Source organism: Hyphomonas sp. (assembly GCF_046313735.1).
In the GTDB taxonomy this organism is placed as follows: Bacteria; Pseudomonadota; Alphaproteobacteria; order Caulobacterales; family Hyphomonadaceae; genus Hyphomonas.
This window is the reverse complement of record NZ_JBKBXW010000001.1, coordinates 55,615-78,837: the sequence shown is the minus strand read 5'-3', so window position 1 is coordinate 78,837 and position 23,223 is coordinate 55,615. Positions and strand designations below refer to the sequence as shown.

The following is a 23,223-nucleotide window of genomic DNA, read 5'->3' as shown; positions in this document are numbered from 1 at the left end:
GGACATCGCCGAAACCGGCCTTTAACTCCGATCTGCTATGGTCTTCCCGGCCATGGCATGGGCGGAGCGAGCGTTTTGACACTTCGAGTTATCCGGTTCGTCGCAGGCGTACTCATCGCCGGCGTGTTGATCGCCCTGTCATGCGGCGCGTATCTTTTCAGTGCCTTGGGCGGAATGGGTCTTCGAGCTGCCCCGACCCTGGTCAGCAGCACCTTGCACTGGCTGCATCTTGGCGCCGCTTCCGCAGCCGCCGGGCTCGCCGTTGCCGCCGGTTATCATATGGCCGTTGCCCGCTACCGGCGGGCAGGCCTGTTGGCCCTGATGACACTGGGCACGGCAGTCGCACTGTTTCCGCTGGCAATCGCGTCATACAGCACAATGAAATCGGATACCCATGCGTCCGGACCGGCACCTGCCCTCTCGCAGGACAGCGATGACCCGGACACGGTTGATCAGGCAGCGCCCGCTTCAAGCAACGGAGAGAAGGATCATCTCAGCCTGTCCGACACCAGGCTGATTGCCATGGGGCTCTCGGATACGTTCGTCACGATGCTGCATCTGAGCGGTGAAGGTGTTGAACTGTATGGAACTTGCGAGGAGCAGCAATCCGACAAGGACATTCTGGACCGCTTCTGCGCCGAGCCCGAAAGCGAGGACGCGGTGTATGCGGCCATCAATTTCCCGATCTGCCCGGCACCGGAAATGCCCGTCTCGATGTGCAATTGGCAAACCGCCAGGAGCCCGACCGCGGAGCCGGTCTGGTCCTTTGCGGAAGGGTTTGTCGAAGGTGACCGGGAGAACGTCCCTCTGCAGCAGGTGACGGAAGGAGACCCCCTATCTTCCGCGCCTTTCGCGGCATTCTTTTATTCCGATCTGTATGACGACAGTCCGATGCCTCGTTACAGTACCGCGACCTATTTCATGTCCGAGATCCTCGATGCTCCGGAGGGCGATCGCATCGGCTGGCTGCGCTTGCAGGGGCATTCGGGCAACTGGCCCGAGATCGATGGCGCAACACTCCTGTTCTGGTTCCCGGGAGAAGCGGGTGTGCCGACGCTGAGCGTCAGCCGGCATCCGTTCGGCGGGTGGGACCCTATCGCCGTATTCGACAGATCGCCGGATGAAGCCTGGCTTCGGGTTACAAGTGCTGATCAGAGACCCATCTGGATCAGCAGCGAAGCACTCGATTGCTGCGGCACCTTCAAAATGCGCCTCACCACGAATTCCGCGCGCACCGTTCACTGAGCAACTCGTAGGTCGGATAGAGGCCGCAGGCCGAAATCCGACACTCTGAGGCATGTGTTTCGCGATGGCGGATTTCGCTTTGCTCTATCCGCCCTACGATTTCCCCTCAAACCTTCTCCACCACCTTCGGCGCCCCCGCCTTCCGCCCCTTCGCCCGCGCCTTCGGCTTCGGCAACTTCCGGAACCGGCTTTCGCACCAGGCAAAGCCGATGCCCACATCGAGGAGCGCGTCCGAGCGCCCGCACGGGCACATGAACGCCCAGATATCGTGCACCCGGTAGGTCTCGCCCGCCACCAGCGGCACGGGCTCGCCCGTCATGTGGTTGGGCGCCGCATTGACGCAGAGAACCAGATCGCCGGGGCCAAGCGCATCACTCATCGCGCCGCGAGGATACCACAGACCAGCCCGCTCGGGCCATGCCCGTCAAGCGCGCCTCAGCCGCACGCCGCCCAGAAACTGTCGAGCCCCGGAAGCGCGCCCGGCGCATAGTCTTCCTCCGGCACGAACACCTGGAAATCCCCCTCCGGCGCGATGCGGATGTAGAGGGTGCGCCGCAGGCTCTCCGGCGTCGCTTCCGGCTCGTTCCAGCAGCCCGCCGCCACCGCGCCGAAGGACAGCTCATTCTCCCCCGGCGCCTCCGCGCGCAGGCGCGAGAGCTCCGCGCTGATCGCGTTCAGGCGCGGCGCATCTTCCGCCCGCAGGCCATAGGTCCAGATCCGGTAACCCGGCCGCGCCTCCGCCGCCAGCGCCGGGCTCGCCACATCCTGCGTCGTCACCATCGGGAAGTCCTCGGCGATATCCACGCCGAGCCGATCATTGGTGACGACAATCTGCAGATACGCCCCCGCCTCGCGCGCCTGAAACGCCTCCGGAATGCGCATCGCCAGCGCAATCTGCGACAGGTCGAGCGAGCCGGGATCCAGCTCGCCCGGCGCGGCCCCCGCGGGCGCAGCCGGCGCCGCCACCCCCGCACTCTCTGCCGCTGGCACAGGCGCCTCCGCGGGCGAGCACGCCGCCAGCACAAGAAGGACCATCGGAATCAGGGTCAGGGAGCGCATGAACTAAAAGCCTTTCAAGCAGGCACGGCGCCAAACAACACCGCACACGGAACACAACACTGAGCAGAGCCCCGCGCCCCTGTCCATCGCCCGCATCATGTCATTCCGGAAAGGTCGCAGCCGCGCCCAGAAAAGCGCCCTGAAAGCGCTCAGAAGCTGACCTTCGGCGGCTCGTCCATCGCCGCGCGGCTCTCGGTGCCGACATCGAAGAATTCGCGGCCCTCGAAATTGAACGCGCCGGCGATCAGCGATCCCGGGAACTGCTCGCGCGAAGTGTTATAATCCTGCACGGCCGAGTTGTAGAACCGCCGCGCCGCCGCCAGCTTGTCCTCGATCGAGGAAAGCTGCTGCTGCAGCTGCAGGAAGTTGGTGTTCGCCTTGAGGTCCGGATAGGCCTCGGCCAGGGCAAACAGCTTGCCCAGCGCCTGCGTCAGCACGCCCTCGGCCACCGCCTTCTCGCCCGCCGACCCCGCCGCCTGCGCGGCGTTGCGCGCCGCGATCACCTGCTGCAGCGTTTCCTGCTCATGCTTGGCATAGCCGCGGACAGTTTCGACGAGGTTCGGGATCAGGTTCTGGCGCTGTTTCAGCTGCACATCGACATCGGCGAACGCCTGGTTCACCCGCTGGCGCTTCATCACCAGCCCGTTGTAAATCAGGATGATCGCCCCGATCACCGCAACGATGATGCCGAGTATCACATAAAACGCTTCCATCGGGGCCTCCCACGCGCGAGTCTCTGCCTCCTGCCCTAGCGGCGCCCGCCCATTTCCGCAACCCTGCGGCTAGCGGCCTGCGCCAGATCGTGTAGCATCGGCCTCATGACTGACCGCGCTGCCGACTCCCTCGCCCGCCTCATCCAGGATGCCTCCCGCGTGGTGGTGTTCACCGGCGCCGGCATCTCCACCGAGAGCGGCATCCCGGATTTCCGCTCCCCCGGTGGGGTCTGGTCAAAGATGAAGCCGATCATGTTCCAGGATTTTGTCGCCTCCCGCGAGGCCCGCCGCGAATCCTGGAACCGCGTCTTCAACCGCACCGCCGGCTGGACGGGCGCCTCGCCCAACACCGGCCACTACGCCGTCGCCCGCCTCGTCGATCTCGGCAAGGTCACCAGCGTCATCACCCAGAATGTCGACAACCTCCACCAGGAATCCGGCATCCACCCGGACAAGGTCATCGAGGTCCACGGCAATGCCAGCTATGCCCGCTGCCTCAATTGCGGCAAGCGGTATGAATTCGACGCCCTGCGCCCGCGCTGGGAAGCGGATGAAGACATCACCTGCCTCTTCTGCACCGGCCTTGTGAAATCGGCCACCATCTCCTTCGGCCAGGCCATGCCCGAAGCCGAAATGGAACGCGCCACCGAAGAAGCAATGCTCGCCGACCTGTTCCTCGTCCTCGGCTCTTCCCTAGTCGTCTACCCCGCCGCCGGCCTGCCCCTCATCGCCCGCGAAGCCGGCTCCCGCCTCGCCATCGTCAACCGCGAGGAAACCGACCACGATCCGTATGCAGACCTTGTCCTAAACACCGAAATCGGCCCCCTGATGAGCGCCGTGATGGAGCGGCTCTAAGCCCCCTCTCCCTTGAGGGAGAGGGGGTTGGGGGTGAGGGAGCGCGCGCTCTCCCCACCAATCAACACCTGCGACGCAGCCCCCTCACCCCTGCCCCTCTCCCTGGGGAGAGGGGTTCAAAGGCATCGCGAGCCCTACCCCCCGAACGTCCCGCCCCGCGGGAAGCCCTTCGGCACCATCTTGCCGGCCTGCGCGCGCTGGCCTTTCCACTCCTTCCACTCCTCGAAGGCGCGGAAACGTTCGCCCGTGCGCACGATCAGCCCGTCGCGCTTGTCGAAGGTCATGAGGTCAGCCAGTTCCGCCCCGCCGCTATAGGATTGCAGCTTGTTACCCTTGCCGCGCGGCATTTCCGGCAGGTCCGCCAGCGGGAAGATCAGCAGCTTCCGGTTCGTGCCGACCACCGCGATCATGTCGCCCTCCACCACCGGGCAGCATTTCAGCACGCCCTCGCCGGTATTGACGATTTGCTTGCCCGCCTTGCGGTTGGATTCAAGCTCCGCCTCCGGAACAACAAATCCGTACCCGGCCGAAGACGCCATCACGCGCCGGCGCCCCGCATCAAACCGGAACATGTCGACGATGGCGACATTGTCCTCCAGCTCGATCGACAGCCGGATCGGCTCGCCATGCCCGCGCCCGCCCGGCAGCCGGTCCGCCGCCAGCAGGAACGCCCGCCCATCCGACGACATGAACACGATCCGGTCGGTACTCATCACTTCGGCGGTAAAGCCCGGCCCGTCGCCTTCCTTGAATTTGACCGTCTCCGGATCAATCCCGTGCCCCTTAATGCCCCGGATCCAGCCCTGCGCCGAGAGCACCACCGTCACCGGCTCCTTCGGCCGCGAAGCTTCCAGCGCCGCCGCAAGGTCCACCTCGGGCGCCGCCTCGAACGTCGCGCGCCGGCGGCCAAGCTCCGTTGATGGATCAAACTCCCCCCGCGCCGCCAGCAATTCCTTCGACACCCGCGTCCACTGCCGCCGCTCGGAGCCGAGCAGCTTGACCAGCTCGTCGCGCTCCTCGGTGAGCTTGGTGTGCTCGCCCTGAATTTCCATCTCTTCCAGCTTGCGCAGCGCGCGCAGCCTGAGGTTCAGGATCGCCTCGGCCTGGATGTCGGAAATCCTGAACCGTTCCATCAGCACGGGCTTGGGTTCATCCTCGGTCCGGATGATGCGGATCACCTCATCAATGTTGAGATAGGCCTTCAGGAAGCCTTCCAGGATGTGCAGCCGCTTCTCGATTTTATCCAGCCGGAACTCCGCCCGGCGCACCACCACTTCGCGGCGATGATCAAGGTAGGCCTGCAGCACCTGGCGCAGCCCCATCACCTGCGGCGCGCCCTTGTGCAGCACGTTCATGTTCATGGAAAACCGTGTCTCAAGATCACAGACCTTGAACAGGCTCTCCATCAGCACGTCCGGCTCCACCGTCTTCGCGCGCGGCACCAGAACAAGGCGCACATCCTCCGCGCTTTCGTCGCGCACATCTTCCAGCAGCGGAACTTTCTTCGCTTCCAGCAGTTCAGACAGTTTCTCAAGGAGGCGCGACTTCTGAACCTGATACGGTATCTCCGTCACGATGATCTGATAGGTGCCCCGCCCGGTATCCTCCACCTGCCAGCGTGCGCGGATGCGGAACGCGCCCCGCCCGGTCTCATAGGTCTGCAGCATCGAGGCCGCATCCTCGACGATCACCCCGCCCGTCGGAAAGTCCGGCCCCTGAACGAATTGCATCAGCTCTTCGGTCGTCGCCTTCGGTTTCTCGATCAGGTGGCGCGCCGCATCGATCACCTCGGCCACATTATGCGGCGGGATGGACGTCGCCATGCCGACCGCAATCCCGCTCGCCCCATTGGCAAGCAGGTTCGGGAAGCCCGCCGGCAGCACGACCGGCTCCTCATCATTCTCCGCATAGTTCGGGCGGAAATCGACCGCGTTCTCGTCCAGCCCCTCCATCAGCAGCTCTGCCGCGCGCGTCATCCGCGCCTCGGTATAGCGGTAGGCGGCCGGGGAATCCCCGTCGATATTGCCGAAATTGCCCTGCCCGTCGACCAGCCGGTAGCGCACGTTGAAATCCTGCGCGAGGCGCACCAGCGTGTCATAGATCGAGCTGTCGCCATGCGGATGGTAGTTACCCATCACATCGCCGACGATCTTGGCGCACTTGCGGTAGCCCCCCTCGGGGTCCAGCCTCAGCACGCGCATCCCGTAGAGGATACGCCGCTGCACCGGCTTCAGCCCGTCGCGCACATCCGGCAGCGCCCGCGCCGTGATCGTGGAGAGCGCATAGGCGAGATAGCGCTTCGACAGCGCCTCGCTCATCGGCTCATTGATGATCCGGTCTTCCGGCGGCTCGCTCACACGTTTCGACATTCTGTCCTCTTTGCAGGTCTCGCCACATTCTGGTGCGGTTTGGGGGGCCAGACTGGGTCCCCGCTGCCCCCGACTCACGACGTGCGCAGGTTAACAGAAACCGGCGCAGGGTTAACAAAGCTCGAAGGCCCCAGCTGCGAATATGCGTGAAACCCTGATTCTCATGCTTTATGCCGGGCTGATCGGCGCCATCGTGCTGGTTTTCCTGCGCGCCGTGCCCGCGCGCCACAACCCGCTGGAGCCTGCAGACCTCACCCAGCCGCCCGGCCTTGCCGCCCAGGTCCAGCTCGCCCGCCTGAAATCAGACCGCGAAGCCTGCTTCACCGCGCTGGACGAGGCCGGCGTAGAATACCTCCCCCTTGAGGACTCCCCGCCCGGCGCCCGCTGCGCCCTCACAGATGCCCTGACCCTCGGCCGCAGCCTGACGCCCTATTCCGCGCCCCTGCGCATGACCTGCGCCCAGACCGCCGCGCTGCATATGTGGGAACGCCACATCGTCGCCCCGGCCGCCGCCGAACTCCTCGGCGCAGAGCTTGCCCGCATCGAGACCTTTGGCAGCTTCTCCTGCCGCAACATCGCCGGCTCAGGCCGCATCTCACAGCACGCCTTCGGCAATGCCATCGACATTTCCGGCTTCCGCCTCGCCGATGGCCGCGCCGTCACCGTCCTCGCCCATTGGGAAGACGGCACCGCGAAGGGCGACTTCCTCGCCCGCGTCCACCAGGGCGCCTGCGGCCTCTTCTCGGTCACCCTCGGCCCCGACTACAACGCCGCCCATGCCGACCACTTCCACCTCGACATGGGCCGGGGCCGGCTTTACCGGTGAGGCCAGCCCCGCCCGCCCTCACATACCCCACCCCCTTCCCCGGCGTCGCCTCTTGCGAGCAAAATTGGAACATGTTCTAATTTTCTCGGACAGCCCGACTCCGGAGACCCGCCATGACCGCATCCACGCTCTCCCGCGTGCGCCGCTCCATCCTGCCTCAGGCCGGGGACACCTGGGCCAGCATCGCCGCGCGCGAGCTGCCGGACATGGACGAAGCCGCCGCCACCGGCGCCCTGCAGAGCTGGAACCTCCACGTCTTCATGCGCGCCGCCGGCGCCATTGGCGGGGTCAGGGGCGGTAACCCGATCCTTCCCAGCGATGTGATCTTCGTCGAGCCTCCGGTCGCCCGCACCTGATACGCACCCAAGATGCACGAGGCCGTGATCCAGCGCATCGACATCGCCGCCGCCCATGACGGGGAGGCCGAACTGCTCGTCACGCTCGCCTATCCCAATGGCGGCGCCGCCCAGATAACCCTCGACGAATTCGCCGCCCGCACCCTGATCGAGACCTGCCAGGCCCAGACGCCCGACGCCCTGATCGGCGCCAGCTGGCTGCACGTGCGCGACGCGCTCATCGCCTCATCTGAACGTTTCGCCGGCCTGCCGGCAGAGAATAGCTGAACAAAATATCCCACGAGGAGGAAGTGGCCCATGTTTGACCTGGTTATCCGCAATGGCACCATAGTGGACGGCTCCGGCCTGCCCGCCTACCGCGCCGATATCGCCATCACCGGCAACCGTATCGCAAGGATCGGCCAGATCGCCGGCAAGGCCCGCAAGGAAATCGACGCCTCGGGGCGCGCCGTTGCCCCCGGCTTCATTGATCCGCATACGCACTTCGATGCCCAGCTCCTCTGGGACGGCGCCGCCAGGCCCGCCCTCTCCCACGGTGTCACCACCATCGTGCCCGGCAACTGCTCCCTCTCGCTCGCCCCGCTGAAAGCCGATCACCGGATGAAGCTCGTCGGCATGTTCAACCAGATCGAAGAAATGCCCTACAAGGCCTTCAAGGAAGGCGTCGTCTGGGACTGGGAAACCTTCTCCGAATACATCACCCGCATCCGCAAGGGCCTCGCCATCAACGTTGCCCCCCTCGTCGGCCACAGCGTCATCCGGCTCTGGGTGATGGGCGACGCAGCCATGGAGCGCACCGCCAATCCGGGTGAAATCGAAAGCATGAAATCGGTCCTGCGCGAATGCCTTGATGCCGGCGCCATCGGCCTCTCCACCTCCTATGTCGACATGGACGAGCGCCTCCAGCCCGTGCCCAGCCGCTATGCCGATGCCGCCGAAGTCGATGCTCTCGCCAGCGTTCTCGGCGAATATGGCCGCATCCTCCAGATCGTGCCGGAATTCTATGACGCCGACCTCACCATCGCCCGCCTCGACCAGCTCGCCGAGCTGTCGCTGAAATATTCCATCCCCACCACCTTCTCGCCCCTCTTCGTCAATGCCGACAATACCGACGCGGTCGAGCGCGTGATGGCCCGCGTCGATGAACAGTTCGCCCGCGGCGCCCGCGTCTGGCCCCAGGTCCAGACCCGCCCCATCGACATTTCCTTCAGCTTCGCGGTGCCGAGCCTCCTCTTCATCCGTATGCGCAGCTGGTATCGCATCATCCGCTTCGGCACGCCGGAGGAAATCATGGCCGCCTTCAGGGACGCCGAGAACCGCAAGAACCTCGTCGCCGAGGCCGAAGCCGCCATGTCCACCCTCTGGCCGATGCTCCGCCTGCGGCAGGTGAAGACCGAAGCCAACCAGAAATATGTCGGCAAGACGCTCGGCGAGATCGCAAAGCTGCGCAAGACAACCCCCGTCGAAGCGATGATCGACCTTTCCCTCGAAGAAGAGCTCGACGCCCACTTCCTCGCCGCCGATATGGGCCACAATTCGAATGAGCGCGTCAGCAGCCTCCTGAAACACCCCCGCGTGCATATCGGCGCCAGCGATGGCGGCGCGCACATCCTCTCCTTCTCCACCTATGGCGATACCGGCTACCTCTTCGCCCATTTCGTCCGTAGCCTGAGCGCCATGCGCCTTGAGGATGCGGTGAAGAAAATCACCTCCGACACCGCCGCCATCTGGGGCATCCCGGACCGGGGCCTGCTGCGCGAGGGCTATGTCGCCGACATCGTCGTCTTCGATCCCGCCACGATTGACCGGGGCGAGGAAGTCTTCGTCCAGGACGTGCCCGGCGATGGCAGCCGCTATGTCCGCGAAGCGCGCGGCGTGGAGACTGTGATCGTCTCCGGCGGCATCGCCTGGACAGCCGCCGGAGGCTATCAGGACGCGCGCGGCGAAGTCCTGCCCGGCGCCGCCGCAAACACCCGCCCCCTGGTGGCCGCATGAGCTGGCCGGGCGTCACCCAGCGCCGCGTCGCCACAAACGGGATCGAGCTGAATGTTGCCGAGGCGGGCTCCGGCCCCCTCGTGCTGCTCCTGCATGGCTTCCCGGAAAGCTGGTACTCCTGGCGCCACCAGTTCGCCCCGCTCGCGGCCGCCGGCTATCATGTTGCCGCCCCCGACATGCGCGGCTATGGCAAGAGCGACAAGCCCCCTCAGATCACGGACTATGTCCAGACCGAAGTGATCAAGGACATCATCGGCCTCATCCCGGCCCTCGGCCACGAGACCGCCATCGTCATCGGCCATGACTGGGGCGCGCCGACCGCCTGGTCCACCGCGCTGTTCCACCCGGACAAAGTTCGCGCCGTAGGCGGACTATCGGTCCCCTTCATGCCGCGCTCACCCGTCCAGCCCATGCCGATGCTGCGCGAGATGTTCAAGGGCCAGTTCTTCTATCAGCTCTATTTCCAGGAACCCGGCGTCGCGGAGGCCGAGTTCGAGAAGGACATGTATACCGCCCTGCGCAAATTCCTCATCATGGCGGCGGGCGAAACAGACCTCACCAAGCTCACGCCCAAGAGCGAGCATGACGACCTCCTCACCAGCCTGCCTTACCCCGAAACCCTCCCGGCCTGGCTGACGGACGCCGATCTCGATTTCTACGTCGCCGAATTCAAGGCCTCCGGAATGCGCGGCCCCATCAACTATTACCGCAATCACGATCTCCACTGGCAGCTCACCGAAGGCGCGCCCATGGAAATCCACCAGCCCGCCATGTTCGTCGCCGGCACGGCGGACGGCGTCGTGATGATGGCCGCCGCCGCCATCGAGATGATGCCGCATTTCGTCAAGGATCTGCGCATCAACCGCATGATCCCCGGCATCGGCCACTGGACCCAGCAGGAAGCGCCGGATGCGGTCAATGATGCCATCCTCGAATTCCTCAAAAGTATCGACGGCTGAAGGAGGCCCCACGATGCGCGAATCCGTCCTTGTCATCGGCGCCGGCATCGGCGGCCTCTGCACCGCCCTGATGCTCTCCTCCTCGGGCCGCGACGTCACGCTGCTGGAGCGCGACGGCCCCGCGCCCGCGAACGACCCAGACGAAACCTTCCGCAGCTGGAAGCGAACCGGTGTCGGCCACCTCCGCCAGAGCCACGCCTTCCTCGCCCGCCTGCGTACCATCCTGCGCGCAGAGCATCCGCGCCTGCTCGAGGAAATGCTCGCCAGCGGCGTGCGCGAACTGCCCTTCGAGATGATGCTGACCGCCGACCAGCAGAAAACCTATGTTCCGCTCCCGGAGGATGAAGAACTCACCATCCTCACCAGCCGCCGCACCACGCTCGAACTCACCATGCGCCGCTATGTCGAAACGCTCGGCACCGTGAAGATCCGCTCCGGCTTCCTCGTCCGCAAGCTGATCACCTCGAAAGGCGCTGACGGCGTCTTCGACGTCACCGGCGTCGAGGGCGAGGAAAACGGCGCGCCTGTCTCCCTTACCGCAGACGTCATCGTGGACGCCTCCGGTAAGGGCGGCTTCACGATAGAGCAGCTCATCGAGGAAGGCGCCGCCATCACCGAGGAAGCCGAAACCGCCGGCATCCTCTATTTCACAAGGCATTACCGCCTCCTGCCCGGCCTCGACGAGCCAGACCGCAAGACCAACCCTCCGGGTACGGGTGATCTGGGTTATCTCAAATTCGGCGTCTTCCCGGGCGACAATGGCAATTTCTCCATCACCATCGCAATCCCCGAAATCGAGATGGAGTTGCGCAAATCCATCCTCGATCCGGACGTGTTCCACCGCATCACCCTGATGCTGCCCGGCCTCTATCCGTGGACAAATGAAACCCGCGCCATCCCCACCAGCAAGGTCTTCGGCATGGGCGACCTTGTCAGCCGCTGGCGCGATATGGCGCCGGAAGGTAAGCCCGCCGCGCGCGGCTATTTCCCCCTCGGCGACACGGTCATCCGCACCAATCCCCTTTATGGCCGGGGCTGCTCCTTCGCCGCCGTCAGCGCCGAGGCCCTGCGCAAATCGCTCGACGAAACGGCGGACCCCGCCGCCCGCGCCCGCGCCTATCATGCCCGCCTCGAAGCGGAACTGCGCCCCTATTACCTCACCCAGCGCCGGCAGGACCGCAGCGCCATCAAGCGCGCCCGCCAGACCCTCACGCCCGGACACAGGCAGAGCTTCCGTTCCCGGATGATGGAGAGTTTCGTGGAAGACGGCGTGCGCATCGCGGTGCGCTCCGATGTCGCCCTCCTGCGCGCCGCGCTGCGCGGTTTCCACATGCTCGAACACCCGGAAAAATGGCTCGGCCGCCCCGGCAATCTCGCCCGCGTCCTCTATTACTGGGCGCGCGGTAAACGTCTCAACGCGGCGGCCTATCCGCCGGAGCCCGGTCCGCCACGCGACGAGATGCTCGCCGCCCTCGCCATTGATCCGCAGGCGGACATGATCCGCGAGACGCCCGCCGAGCTCAAGGCCGCATGAGCACCGACGCGCCCCTCACCGAGACCGCCCCCGCCACAGGCCGGCGCGAGGAAGCCAAGGCCGAGCGCCGCGCCCGCATCCGCCGCGCCGCGCGCGATCTCATCCGTGAGACCGGCGACACGAATGTGCCCATGCGCGAGCTCGCCCGCCGCGCCGAAGTCAGCGTCGCCACCGCCTATAATCTCTTCGGCTCCAAACGCGCGGTGATGCTCGCGGTTCTGGAAGACGAACGCGATTTCGTGCAGCGTTTCCAACGCCTGAAAGTGCGCAGCGCCATCGACCGCATCTTCGAGGCCCATGCCATCGCCTATGGCTATTTTGTTCAGGACCCGGACTTTTATCGCCCTCTCTGGCGCGCCCTGCTCGGCGCCGGCTTGGGAAGCGGGACAGGCGACGAGACCGGCCTCGCCAGCCCCGAACGCCGCGCGCAGACCCAGGCCGCCTGGTGGGCGCTGCTCGAAACCGCCCAGTCCGAAGGCCTCCTGAAGCCAGAGGTCAACATCCCGCTGCTGGAGCGTTCGCTGTCAAACCTCGCCGCCGGCACGCTCCTCTCCTGGGCCGCCGGTGTTCTGGATACGGAAGACCTGATGGCCTCGGTCGGCCTCGGCTACGCCCTCCTGCTCACCGCCGCCGCCACCCCCAGCGGCCAGCAAGCCCTCGCCGCGCGCACCGCCAGCTATCAGAAAATGCTGATCAGCCGCTAACTCAAGCAACGCCCGACAATCGCCGCCATCAAGGAAGGCTCATCCCGAGCGAAGTCGAAGGACGAGCCGGGCCGCGACCACGGCCCCACATCCCCATCCCTCGACTTCGCTCGGGATGAGCGTACCGGCTCGGGATGAGCGTATCGTCCCGGGACAAGCGCTGTATAGATTGAGCGCCGCGACACACGCAACTCAATTCACGAAAACCTCAGAACCGGTATCCACCCGCCAGCACGCGGTCATACCGTTCCTGACTCACAGGCTGGTAGCGCCCTGATTCCGGATCATACATCCACAGCGCATCCTCGCCCACCTTGTCGGGGTCAAAGCCCTCGGTCACAAGGTCCACCTTGCGGTATTTGAACGTGCCGGTCGTTTCAGCTTCCTTCTGCACACGGATGAATAGCGGCACTGCATAGGAGGGCAGCTTCTCCGCCAGCGCATGGTAGAGCCCCGCAAAGTCCACCTCGCCCTCGGTGGTGATGGCTGCCATGCCGGCCTTGCCGTCCGCCCCCGGAACAGGCACGCCATAGACGTTCGCCGTCGCAATGCCGGGAATGCGCGAGAGCGCCTCGCCCACCTCATTGGTGGAGACATTCTCCCCCTTCCAGCGGAAGGTGTCGCCGATCCGGTCAACGAAATAGATATAGCCGTGCTTGTCCTGCTTCAGCAGGTCGCCCGTGCGAAACCAGAGGTCACCCTTCTCGAACACGTCGCGCAGCAGCTTCTTCTCGGTCGCTTGTCGGTCGTTATAGCCTTCGAAGCGCTGGCGCACATCATCGCCGATCTGGCCCAGCGCCTCGCCCGGTTCGTCCGCATCCGCACGAATGCAGAACCCGTCCGCCCCGCGCACAGGCTCTTCGGTCTCCACGTCAAATTTCACAAACGCGATATGCGCAAACTTTCCCTTCAGCCAGCCCGGAATCCGCCCGATGGCGCCCGGCTTGCCGTCGAAATTGATGAAGCTCACATTGCCTTCGGTCGAGCCATAGAATTCGGCGAGGTGCGGAATATTGAACCGCTCCAGGAACGGCTCCCACACTTCCGGGCGCAGGCCATTGCCAAAGCCCGTGCGGATATTGTGCGCGCGCTCCTTCGGGTGCGGCGGCGAATTGAGCAGGTACCGGCAGAGCTCGCCGATATACACGATCGAGGTCACGCCCTCATCGGCGCAGTCATCCCAGAACCCGCTCGCCGAAAACTTCCGTCTCAGGATCACCGCCGCGCCGGTGTTCAGCGCCTGTCCGATCCCGCACAGCCCGCCCGTGCCATGATAGAGCGGCAGGGTCACATACACCCGGTCCTTCGGCGTGATGCGGCACGGCGCGATGAAGCTGCGCATCATGCCCTGCGTGCGCGCCTGTGTCAGGCGCGCCGCCTTGGGCAGGCCCGTCGTGCCGGACGTATACACATAGAGGCAAAGATCCTTACCCAGAAGACCTGCGCGGTGCGACTTGTCAGGCCGCGCCTCGGACAGAGCCGCCAGCCCCACCACGAGGTCCTTGCCCACGCCCCCGCCCAGTGTCCACACTTCGGGCGCCCCGCTCAGCAGCCCGGCGGCGCCCCGCACGGCGCTGTCCTGCTCCGCGCCGGTCAGGATGATCTTCGCGCCGGAGATGTTGACACAGTGCGCCAGCGCCTCGCCTTCAAGATTGTGATTGATCAGTGCCGTGACGACCCCGATCTTCGCCAGCCCCGTCCATGCCGCCACATAGTCCGGACGGTTTTCCATGAACAGCGCCACGCAGTCGCCCGCCTTCAGGCCCTGCCCCAGCCCCCAGTTGGCAAAGCGCGAGGCCAGCGCATCAAACTCGCGATAGGTCATGGAATGGCCTTCAAACCGGAAAGCCAGATTGCCGGCGAACTTGTCCGCCGCCTGCTCCATATCGTCCGCCAGCAGATGAGCCGAGTCCGGCGAAATATCGCCCGTCCATTTCTGCACGAGCTGCACATCCTGGAAGAAGCGGAATTCCCGGGCCAGAACCGAAACAATGCTCATGAAAATGCGCCTCCCAAAGCGTCTGGGCTCAAAACCGGTGATTGTTGTCGTTGGGCCGTAGATTGTAACACTCTCACGCAATGTCAAAGATTTCGCTAACCATACCCGCCGATTTCCCCTGCGGCCTGCCCCTCGGGAAACCTGCCCGGCGCTCCGGCAGTTGGCCTCGCGCCCGGTCTCTGCTAATTGCTGCGCCGCACAAAGATAAACACCGCAAGAAAGGCCCCGCCATGAGCACCGATCCCGTGGGCGACCTCCTCACCCTCCTCGACATCGAACGCCTCGAGCATGACCTGTTCCGCGGCCAGAGCCCGGATGAGGAAGAAAGCCAGCGCGTCTTCGGCGGCCAGGTCATCGCCCAGTCGCTCGTCGCCGCCTATCGCACCGTGCCGGAAGACCGCGCCTGCCACTCGCTGCACGCCTATTTCATCCGCCCGGGCGACCCCTCCGTGCCGATCATCTACCAGGTCGACCATTCCCGCGATGGCGGCAGCTTCACCACCCGCCGCGTCGTCGCCATCCAGCATGGCAAGCAGATCTTCAATCTCGCCGCCAGCTTCCACACGGCCGAGGAAGGCTGGCACCACCAGCACACGATGCCCGGCGTGCCGAGCCCCAAATCACTGGGAGACCGCATCGAATGGCGCCGCAAATTCGCCGAGCAGGTGCCAGAGCGCCATCGCGGCCATTTCCTCCGCCCCCGCCCTGTGGAAATGCGCGAGATCGAGCCCCTCGATCCGCTGAAGCCCGCCAAAGCTTCGGATGTCCAGCACCTCTGGTTCCGCGTCGCCCGCCAGATCGACGAGGCGCCCTGGCTCCACCATTGCCTCATGGCGTACGCCTCCGACATGGCCCTCCTCGGCACGGGTAACCGCCCGCATGGCGTCTCCTGGATGACGGGCGAGCTGCTGTCTGCCAGCCTCGACCATGCCATGTGGTTCCACGCGCCCATCCGGTTCGATGAATGGCACCTCTATTCGATGGACAGCCCGTATGCAGGCGGCGGGCGCAGCTTCAACCGGGGGCAGATCTTCGACCAGTCCGGCCGCCTCGTCGCCTCGGTCGCCCAGGAAGGCCTGATGCGCCGCAACGCCAAGTTCCGCCCCAGAACCTGACAGGGAAGCTGACGGAAACCCTGACACCCCGCCCCAAAAGCCCCACACCCCGCCGCCAAAAGCCCCTTGCGCCCGCCCGCTATCTCATTACACCGGGACTCCGGAGCGTAGCGCAGTCTGGTAGCGCATCTGGTTTGGGACCAGAGGGTCGTAGGTTCGAATCCTATCGCTCCGACCATCTCTCCCCGCTGGCCAGATAGAATCCCAATCTGGGTCCACTCTGCCCTCCCCGGCGCCTCATCTGCGCCCTGATCCAGCCGCTTTCCCGGGAAAGTATCCGGACCGATCGGGGGCTGAACGGTCGTTGACGCCGGGCGCCCGCTCAGCAATCGTCCGGGCGGGGACTCATGCGCAGCCCCCATCAGCCGGGCGCGCAACACGACATCAGGGAAGAGGGACAAGATGAAACAAATCAGAAAAAGAACCGCCGCCGCGCTGGCCCTCCTTGGCCTTGTGCCGGCAGCCTCCCTCGCCCAGGCAGAAACGCCGGTTTGCCGGGAAGAGACAAAGCTGAGTAATGCCGCGTCTGTGATCACCGAGATCAGGCGGAATTCATTTGACGAAACCGTTGCTCACCGCGTCTTCCTCCAGCCGGAGACAGCGTCCCCCGAACGGGCCTTGTCTTTCGAAGCCGGCGGCCCCGTTTTGGTTTATGAAATGGTATTTACATTCTTTGGCGGAACGTTGAACCATAGAAGCCAAAACGCAATCATCTCGGACATCCCATCGCGCTGGCCCTGCGCAACGCTGAAGATTGACAACCATGAGTTTGAACAATCCTGCGTCCGTGACGCATCCGGATCAATCTCCTTCTATGGCGGGTGGTACGACATGCACGTGGAGGACTCCGCGATCCTGTTGACACTCATTGGCGATACAGAGGCAGACCGGGCCGTCCTCCAATATGATCGCAGCATGGCGGCTTTTGCGTCAGGACAGTTTGCCAGAACCAGGGCTGTCGATCTGGCCAACCGCTATATCGGGCGCGAATGCACGCCAATCCCCGTCAAGGACGACTGCTTCCTGACGACCGCCACCTGCGGCGTCATCGGGCTCGCCGATGATTGCTGGGAATTGCGCACCCTGCGCCGCTTCCGCGATGGCTGGCTCGCGCGCCAGCCGGGCGGGGCAGCCGACATTGCCCGCTATTATGACGAAGCGCCGCAGATTGCCCGTCGCCTGCGCCGCGATCCGGCTTCGGCCGTGCGCGAATACTGGCGCTTCATCCTGCCGAGCGCCCTCGCCGCCTCCCTTGGCGCCAACCGCGCCGCGCGCGCCCTTTACACACGCGGCATGAACCGGCTCGCCGCCGCGCACGCCTGAAGCTAAGCGCAGGTTGCGGCGGCGCGGGAAGCGGGATAATCACCGCGCTGACCAATCGCTCACCCCCCGCCCGGAGGCTCTCCCATGGAAGCGCGCATCTACCGCCCCGCCAAGAGCGCGATGCAATCGGGCCGCGGCAACACGCGCGCCTGGGTGCTGGAACTCGTCAATCCCGGCGCCCGCCGCAGCTCCGATCCGCTGATGGGCTGGAGCGGCATTGACGACACCTCCGGCCAGGTCCGCCTCAGCTTCGAAACGCGCGAGCAGGCCATCGCCTATGCCGAGCGCGAGGGCCTGAATTTCACGGTCGAAGAGCCGCGCGAGCGCAAACGCCTCGTCAAATCCTATGCCGACAACTTCTCGGCCGGCCGCAAACAGCCATGGACTCACTGAGCGCCCCCGCGCTACAGCGGCCCTGCCAGAAGCGGGACCCGGTTTCCGCCAGAACGCCGGAATAAATCAAACCTCGCGCACCGGGCTGGTTCAGGCAACCGGCCCGATGCTATAGGTGCCCCACCGGCCCAGAGGCCCCGTAGCTCAGCTGGATAGAGCACTCGCCTTCTAAGCGAATGGTCGCAGGTTCAAGTCCTGCCGGGGTCGCCAGGGGCACATTATTTCTGATACTACACAATCGCGCGCCACCGTTTATTGTAGTAACAATAATAGATGCAGATCGAGTATGATCACGCCAAGCGCCACGCCGGAAGCCAGGGGGCTGGACAATGAGCGAGAGCAAAAAACCTACACGCCGCGTTTCAGAGAATGACGCCCCCGACCTCTCCACCCCGGATTGGCAGGCAAAGTTCGCCGCCGCCAGGGTGCAGCGCGGTCGCCCGAAGGCCGACAAGACCAAAATCAGCACAACGATCCGCCTGAGCCCCGAAGTCATCGAGCACTTCAAGAAAGACGGCCCCGGCTGGCAAAGCCGCATCGACGAAGCTCTGCGCAAGGTGATCGGCGTCTGACCCCTGCTCCTCAAGAGCAGCCTCCTGCCCGGACCGACCGCACAATCCACCGAACGGCCTCGGCTAGCCAGCCGCCCCTATTCCGGCTATTTCCTTGCGTGGTGAGGGAGCCGCTATGACTGATGGTATGGACCTGCTTGTCCTCGTGCGCTCCGCCGACCAGCAAGTCGCTTCGTTGTTCGGACAGATGATCTCCATCAACTTTGCGATGATTGCCGGCACCTATTACTTCCTAAATCGCGCCAGCCTGCAACTGAAGTTCTTCGCATTCGTTTGCTACGCCGTCGGCATGCTGGCTATCTTCGGCATGATGCTGCGCGAGTCGAACTTCAAGCGCGTCGCGCTCGACAGCATCGGCGCGCTTCCTGAGGCGGACCGCGCGCCGGTCGCTGAGGGACTGCTCCAGCTCAGCCAGTCATGGCTGTTCGAGGGCACGGCAATCTTCATCAATGCGGCCCACTATATTCTTTGGATCAGCGTCATCTACCTGCTGTTCTTCTGGAAAAAGCCCCCCGGGGAACCCTGAATGGCGGCGCCGGAAGGCCGGTGCAACAGGGGTTTATCCCACACCCCCGCGAAAAAAACTCCATCCCCTCCAACGCCTTACCCGAAAAACCTGCAAACTTATCCTCCCCCTTCCGGGCTGTGGCATAATGGGGGTCATGAGCATTCCTGCGCTTCCTCCGGCGATCCTTGCCCTGATCAGCCAGCTGATCCGCCAGGCGGGCCTTGCCCTGTCGGCGGCGGGGCCGGCCCCTGCGCCGGAAGTCTCGCGCCGCATCCTCAAATGGATGATCGCGCCGGCCGAAGCCATGATGCGCCGCTGCCTGTGGATCATCGCCGCCGCCCTGCCTGTCATGCTGCTGCCCGCCCCGCGCGAGCGTGAGGCCGAGGGCCGCGACCCCTCCGCACCCGGATCACCCGCCTCCGCGCGCAGCCCCCGCTTCCGCCTCGGCGAACCCCGGCGCCAGCCCCGCATGCCCGGCGCAGCCCCCGCCAGCACCGCCGCCGCCACAGACCGCGCCGCGCCCGATCCCGCCCTCATTGCAGAACGCGTGCGCCGCCGCCTCGCCGCGCTCCTCGCCCTTCAGCGCAACATCAAATCCGAAACCCTGCGCCTCGCCCGCCTTGCCGCGCGCGGCCGCCCGCCGCATCTCGCCGCCAGCCTTGAGGACGCCCCCGGCGGGCGCACACCCGAGCTGGCGCCCGAGGCGCGCGCCGCCTTCGCTGCGCTCTGCCTGCAGGCATCTGTCGCCGCCGCGCACCTTTGCGGGCCGCCGATGCCGGCAAACACATCCTGATACGGATAATCTTAATACTCTGTTTTTACTAACTTTATCAGGGCGCCACCGGCCCCTGGAACTCGATCCATGCGCCATCCGGCGCGCGGATGGAGAACACCTGCGCACTGCCAAACGGCCCCCGCGCCACCTCCCGCCGCGCCGAGGCAATCTCCCACCCCCGCGCCCGGATCAGCGCTTCCGCCGCCGCCGCATCCGCCACCGGATAGGTCACCGACAGCCAGCCGAGATTCGGCGCCCGGCAACGCTCCGCAAAGTCATGCCCCTCCAGCCCGACGATCTCGATGTATTCCATCCGCCCGAATTCGCCGGGCTGCGGCTCGAAAATCGCGGCCTTGTAAGGCACCGATGTTGTCAGGTTCCGCGGTATGCCCAGCGGCATATCCGTGGGCTGAGCATCCACATAAGGCGCCCCGAACCAGAACCGGCCAAAGCCCAGAACATCCTCCATCAGCACACGCACTTTTTCCCGGTCGCGCGTCATCTGCATGATGTTGAAAGGCTGGCTGATCCGCCCGAACGGCCCGAACGCTTCGGGCAGCGGCGGCGACAGGCGCTCATAGGCCTGCACCTGCAACCCATCCGGCCCCTGGAACACGACAACCTTCAGCACAGAGTCGCCAAAATTAAGGTCCGTGATCGGCGTATGCGTCCACCAGCCCATGGCGATGGCATCATCATACACCGCCTCCATATCCTTCGCCCGCACCATCAGTGACCAGAAACAGCCTGTATCCCACGCCCTTGCCCCCGGCCGCGTCGGCACTTTCCGCCCGGCATTATCAAAGCGCACCAGCCGCACCCAGCCATGCGCCGCCCCCGGCGCGGCCAGCACCAGTGCTTCGCCGCTGGCAGTTTCCGGCAGACCGAAGGCTGCAATCTCTTCGCCTGAAAGCGCCCCCTGCCACAGCGTTTCATAGCCGCCAATCTCGCGAAAGAAACGCGCGGAAACCTCAAGATCGGTCACGCTCGCCGTCGCCATCAGCCAGGGCTTCGTGGTGACTGGCGTGGGCCGCACCATCTCCTCCGCCTGCGGAGGAGTGACCGTTTGCGACACGGCCACACAGGCGCACAGCAGCCCCGGCGCGAGCGCCAGGGCTGCCAGCAGTGCGGACTTCACAGGCCGCATACGGATCAGAACTTCCAGCCGATATCGATGCCGTAAGTCAGCGGTTCTGACGCATAGGTCGTGAACGAACCGGCAGACGCCGCGCGCCAGTATTCCTCATCCGTCAGATTCTTGCCCCACAGCGCCACGGACCATCCGGCCAGAGACTCATACTTGATACGGGCGTTCAGCAGCGTCGGCCCGCGCGTCAGCGCATGCGGCGGCGAGTTGGCAACAAGGCTCCAGGTGTCATCCTCGAAGCTGACATCGCCGGAGAAGACCAGCTCCCCATTCGCCAGCGGGCGGGTGTAGAGCATACCGAGTGTAGCCTTGTATTCTGGCGCATTCTTGAGTTCGAGCCCCAGCGCGCAGGCGATGATCTGCGCATTGTCCGCCGCATTCGTGCCCGCCGGGCAGCCAGCGCCATTGTTGGTCAGCCCGCGCGCCTGGTCGCCGTTCATGCTGGTATATTCCGCACTCAGAAGACCCAGGTTTCCGTTCAGCTGCAAATTCTCGGTGATCTGCCAGACGCCTTCGACTTCAAGCCCCTTGATCTCCGTCTCATCGACATTGAACCGGGTAAAGCCTACGCCCGGCACCGTCGCGCCGATCTGCAGGCCTTCATACTGGTTGAAGAACGCCGCCACATTGAGCCGCACCGTGTTGTCGAACAGGTCCGTCTTCAGGCCCACTTCGGCCGATTTCAGCGTCTCTTCATCCACGGGCAGGAACACCGCCGTGCCGCTGAACGCATCGGGCGACCAGCCGCCGGACTTGAAGCCCGTGGAATACTTCGCATATCCGAGGACGGACGGATTGAACCGGTAATCCGCACCAATCGTGTAGCTCACATTGTCAAAGTCGGCGCTGTCCCTGCGGCTGAAAGGAAGGGTGAAGTTCTGGCCGAAAAAGTCCTTGGTTTCCGAGGTATAGCGCAGGCCAGCCGTGACGCTCAGCGCATCAGTCACGGCATAGCTGCCCTGGCCGAACAGGGCGTAGGAATCTGTGCTCGTATCAATCCGGAAGGGGAAGACGAACACGGTATTGAGCGTGATATCCTCGGTGAAATAGAACGCGCCCAGCAGCCAGTCGAGCTTGTCGCCCTTGCCGCCGAGGGTGAACTCCTGGCTGAACTGGTTCTGGTCGGTCGCCTGACGGAAGGGAGAGCCGATACGCGTGACGAGGTTGTCTTCCATCTCGCGATAGGCGGTGATCGAGGTGAAATCGAGGCCCGCAACATCGCCTTTCAGCGTGCCGGAAACTCCGGTCGTCTTGGCGCGCTGGTCATAGCCGGTAAAGCAGCCAATCGCGGTCGATCCGGCTGTGCAGACTATGCCCGGGATCGGCTCGATGGTGAAGATATTGCCGTCGGCATCATTGCCCGGCGCCACCGAATCCGGGATCGGGTCCGACCGGTCCAGCGTATGGTCCGCCGTCAGCTGGAACGACCAGTCCGGATTGAATTCCGTATAAAGACTGCCGCGCACGGACATCACATGCAGCGCGCCGACGCCGTTGCGGCGCTGGTCGGCATTGCCGCCGTTCGGGATCACGTCGTGGAAGCCATCGCGCTCCCGCAGCAGGCCAGTCACGCGCAGGGCCGTGCGCTCGCCGAGCTGCAAATTGCCCGTCCCGCGCACATCATAGCGGCCATTATTGCCCAGTGTTGCCCGCACATCGCCCGAATTCTCGAATTGCGGGCGCACGGAGGTCAGCTTGATTGCGCCGCCAATCGTGTTGCGGCCATACAGCGTGCCCTGCGGCCCGCGCAGGACCTCGATGGAGGAGAGGTCCACCACATCGAACAGCGAGCCGACCGACCGGCCAACATAAACCCCGTCAACATAGATGCCGACCGCCTGGTCCACCGCGCCCCGGCTTTCATCCTCGCCCACGCCGCGCAGGAAAATCCGCGCCGCATTGGCTGTGCCGGTATTGGTGGCCATGTTGATATTGGGCACCAGCGTGTGCAGGTCGAGCAGGTCGGCGACCTGCTTGTCCTCGAGCATCCGTGCATCCAGCGCCGTGACGGCAACGGGCACATCCTGCAGGTTTTCTTCCGTCCGCTGAGCGGTCACCGTGATCGCGCCGAGGCGGCGGGTATCGGTATCGGCAGCAGGGTCTTCCTGGGCAAACGCAGGCAACATGCCTGCGCCCGACAGGAGAACGGCAAGGCTTGCGCCAGCCGTGAGCGATGTTCTGAAACGCATATTGACCTCCGGCGAGTTGGGACGGGGTACGTCCCCGCCTCGTTAAATGATATATCTTTTACTCATCCACAGCTACAATATGTCCGGTCAAAGTCAACCGCCCCCCGGCTGCACCTGCACGATGCGAAGGCGCCCCTGCCCCGTCAGCGGGCAGATGGCAGCGCCGGTACAATCACAACGGTGAATTCGCCCCAGCCATTCTCTGTCCGGTCGCGGATCAGCTGCTCATATTCCTCGCTGGTCCAGAATCCGCGCACCGCCGCTTCGCTCGGCCAGTGAGACATCACCACGCTTTCAAAGCCGGGCGTGCCTTCCAGGATGCCCGGCTGGCCCGTCAGGGCCACATAGCGCCCGCCGAACCGCTCATACAGCGGCGGCAGTTTCGCGGCATAGCCCGCCATGAAGGCCGGCCGGTCAAACACCGTGCCGAGCACGATCATATAGACGCCGGGATCCTCACCGGAATTCTGCGGCGGCGCCTCGACTGCGGCCACAGGTGCAGGCGCCGGGGCGCCGGGGCTCGCGCAGGCGGCGAGAAACAGTGCCGCGGCGAGCAAGGCTCTGGTAAACTGGGGTCTGGTAGGCAC

Annotated in this window: 23 protein-coding genes and 2 tRNA genes; 17 read left to right on the top strand and 8 right to left on the bottom strand. The window is 64.8% G+C overall.

Annotated features, from left to right (window positions below; genetic code table 11):
• The first annotated feature begins 75 nt into the window (after positions 1–75).
• On the top strand, positions 76–1,245 hold the full coding sequence (locus tag ACK4SV_RS00385) for a hypothetical protein (protein WP_409915798.1): 1,170 nt from the start codon (positions 76–78) through the stop codon (positions 1,243–1,245).
• Positions 1,246–1,351: 106 nt separating this feature from the next.
• Here ACK4SV_RS00385 and ACK4SV_RS00380 read toward each other — a convergent pair whose 3' ends face one another.
• The 3 genes from ACK4SV_RS00380 to ACK4SV_RS00370 all read right to left on the bottom strand — a co-directional run bounded on the left by ACK4SV_RS00380 (position 1,352) and on the right by ACK4SV_RS00370 (position 3,017).
• Positions 1,352–1,624: a hypothetical protein gene (locus ACK4SV_RS00380; protein ID WP_409915797.1), complete on the bottom strand. Its 273-nt coding sequence runs from the start codon at positions 1,622–1,624 to the stop codon at positions 1,352–1,354.
• A gap of 56 nt (positions 1,625–1,680) precedes the next feature.
• Positions 1,681–2,304: a hypothetical protein gene (locus ACK4SV_RS00375; RefSeq protein WP_409915796.1), complete on the bottom strand. Its 624-nt coding sequence runs from the start codon at positions 2,302–2,304 to the stop codon at positions 1,681–1,683.
• 149 nt (positions 2,305–2,453) lie between these two features.
• Complete coding sequence (locus tag ACK4SV_RS00370; protein ID WP_409915795.1) at positions 2,454–3,017, bottom strand: LemA family protein; 564 nt, start codon at positions 3,015–3,017, stop codon at positions 2,454–2,456.
• Between the two features lie 105 nt (positions 3,018–3,122).
• Between ACK4SV_RS00370 and ACK4SV_RS00365 the strand changes: the two genes are divergently transcribed.
• Positions 3,123–3,872, top strand: coding sequence for an SIR2 family NAD-dependent protein deacylase (locus ACK4SV_RS00365; RefSeq protein WP_409915794.1), 750 nt, complete (start codon positions 3,123–3,125; stop codon positions 3,870–3,872).
• A 134-nt stretch (positions 3,873–4,006) separates the two neighbouring features.
• Here ACK4SV_RS00365 and parC read toward each other — a convergent pair whose 3' ends face one another.
• Positions 4,007–6,241, bottom strand: a complete 2,235-nt coding sequence (gene parC, locus ACK4SV_RS00360) for a DNA topoisomerase IV subunit A (RefSeq protein WP_409915793.1) — start codon at positions 6,239–6,241, stop codon at positions 4,007–4,009.
• 142 nt (positions 6,242–6,383) lie between these two features.
• On the opposite strand from parC, the gene ACK4SV_RS00355 reads away from it, so the two are divergent.
• The 7 genes from ACK4SV_RS00355 (at position 6,384) to ACK4SV_RS00325 (ending at position 12,615) form a co-directional block, all read left to right on the top strand.
• Entirely contained in the window at positions 6,384–7,067 is a 684-nt protein-coding gene (locus tag ACK4SV_RS00355) for an extensin family protein (protein WP_409915792.1), read from the top strand.
• A 113-nt stretch (positions 7,068–7,180) separates the two neighbouring features.
• Entirely contained in the window at positions 7,181–7,423 is a 243-nt protein-coding gene (locus tag ACK4SV_RS00350) for a hypothetical protein (RefSeq protein WP_409915791.1), read from the top strand.
• A gap of 12 nt (positions 7,424–7,435) precedes the next feature.
• Positions 7,436–7,690: a hypothetical protein gene (locus tag ACK4SV_RS00345; protein ID WP_409915790.1), complete on the top strand. Its 255-nt coding sequence runs from the start codon at positions 7,436–7,438 to the stop codon at positions 7,688–7,690.
• 30 nt (positions 7,691–7,720) lie between these two features.
• Positions 7,721–9,418, top strand: coding sequence for an N-acyl-D-amino-acid deacylase family protein (locus ACK4SV_RS00340; protein ID WP_409915789.1), 1,698 nt, complete (start codon positions 7,721–7,723; stop codon positions 9,416–9,418).
• Positions 9,415–10,377 carry an alpha/beta fold hydrolase gene (locus tag ACK4SV_RS00335; protein WP_409915788.1) on the top strand — a complete coding sequence of 321 codons (963 nt, stop codon included), beginning with the start codon at positions 9,415–9,417 and terminating at the stop codon, positions 10,375–10,377. Before ACK4SV_RS00340 ends, ACK4SV_RS00335 begins: the two co-directional genes overlap by 4 nt.
• A 13-nt stretch (positions 10,378–10,390) precedes the next feature.
• Complete coding sequence (locus tag ACK4SV_RS00330) at positions 10,391–11,911, top strand: NAD(P)/FAD-dependent oxidoreductase (protein WP_409915787.1); 1,521 nt, start codon at positions 10,391–10,393, stop codon at positions 11,909–11,911.
• Positions 11,908–12,615: a TetR/AcrR family transcriptional regulator gene (locus ACK4SV_RS00325; protein ID WP_409915786.1), complete on the top strand. Its 708-nt coding sequence runs from the start codon at positions 11,908–11,910 to the stop codon at positions 12,613–12,615. The genes ACK4SV_RS00330 and ACK4SV_RS00325 overlap by 4 nt, the downstream gene beginning before the upstream one ends.
• Positions 12,616–12,823: 208 nt before the next feature.
• Here ACK4SV_RS00325 and ACK4SV_RS00320 read toward each other — a convergent pair whose 3' ends face one another.
• Positions 12,824–14,614 carry a long-chain-acyl-CoA synthetase gene (locus ACK4SV_RS00320; RefSeq protein ID WP_409915785.1) on the bottom strand — a complete coding sequence of 597 codons (1,791 nt, stop codon included), beginning with the start codon at positions 14,612–14,614 and terminating at the stop codon, positions 12,824–12,826.
• A 230-nt stretch (positions 14,615–14,844) separates the two neighbouring features.
• Here ACK4SV_RS00320 and ACK4SV_RS00315 point away from each other — a divergent pair, with 230 nt between their 5' ends.
• The 8 genes from ACK4SV_RS00315 to ACK4SV_RS00280 all read left to right on the top strand — a co-directional run bounded on the left by ACK4SV_RS00315 (position 14,845) and on the right by ACK4SV_RS00280 (position 19,318).
• Entirely contained in the window at positions 14,845–15,729 is an 885-nt protein-coding gene (locus tag ACK4SV_RS00315) for an acyl-CoA thioesterase (RefSeq protein WP_409915784.1), read from the top strand.
• A 101-nt stretch (positions 15,730–15,830) separates the two neighbouring features.
• A tRNA-Pro gene (locus tag ACK4SV_RS00310) sits at positions 15,831–15,907 on the top strand.
• Between the two features lie 224 nt (positions 15,908–16,131).
• A complete protein-coding gene (locus ACK4SV_RS00305) occupies positions 16,132–17,052 on the top strand; it encodes a CFI-box-CTERM domain-containing protein (RefSeq protein ID WP_409915783.1) in 921 nt (306 codons plus the stop codon).
• An 84-nt stretch (positions 17,053–17,136) separates the two neighbouring features.
• Positions 17,137–17,445 (top strand): ETC complex I subunit, encoded by a 309-nt coding sequence (locus ACK4SV_RS00300; protein WP_409915782.1) that lies wholly within the window; start codon positions 17,137–17,139, stop codon positions 17,443–17,445.
• Between the two features lie 133 nt (positions 17,446–17,578).
• Positions 17,579–17,655, top strand: a tRNA-Arg gene (locus ACK4SV_RS00295).
• 119 nt (positions 17,656–17,774) lie between these two features.
• A complete protein-coding gene (locus ACK4SV_RS00290) occupies positions 17,775–18,017 on the top strand; it encodes a BrnA antitoxin family protein (RefSeq protein ID WP_409915781.1) in 243 nt (80 codons plus the stop codon).
• Positions 18,018–18,144: 127 nt separating this feature from the next.
• The gene (locus tag ACK4SV_RS00285) at positions 18,145–18,543 is read left to right on the top strand and encodes a hypothetical protein (protein WP_409915780.1); all 399 of its coding nucleotides are present in this window, start codon (positions 18,145–18,147) and stop codon (positions 18,541–18,543) included.
• Between the two features lie 136 nt (positions 18,544–18,679).
• Positions 18,680–19,318, top strand: a complete 639-nt coding sequence (locus tag ACK4SV_RS00280) for a hypothetical protein (RefSeq protein ID WP_409915779.1) — start codon at positions 18,680–18,682, stop codon at positions 19,316–19,318.
• A gap of 37 nt (positions 19,319–19,355) precedes the next feature.
• Here ACK4SV_RS00280 and ACK4SV_RS00275 read toward each other — a convergent pair whose 3' ends face one another.
• The 3 genes from ACK4SV_RS00275 to ACK4SV_RS00265 form a co-directional block, all read right to left on the bottom strand.
• Positions 19,356–20,447 carry a VOC family protein gene (locus tag ACK4SV_RS00275; protein WP_409915778.1) on the bottom strand — a complete coding sequence of 364 codons (1,092 nt, stop codon included), beginning with the start codon at positions 20,445–20,447 and terminating at the stop codon, positions 19,356–19,358.
• A 5-nt stretch (positions 20,448–20,452) separates the two neighbouring features.
• Positions 20,453–22,636, bottom strand: coding sequence for a TonB-dependent receptor (locus tag ACK4SV_RS00270; protein ID WP_409915777.1), 2,184 nt, complete (start codon positions 22,634–22,636; stop codon positions 20,453–20,455).
• 143 nt (positions 22,637–22,779) lie between these two features.
• The gene (locus tag ACK4SV_RS00265) at positions 22,780–23,223 is read right to left on the bottom strand and encodes a DUF1330 domain-containing protein (RefSeq protein WP_409915776.1); all 444 of its coding nucleotides are present in this window, start codon (positions 23,221–23,223) and stop codon (positions 22,780–22,782) included.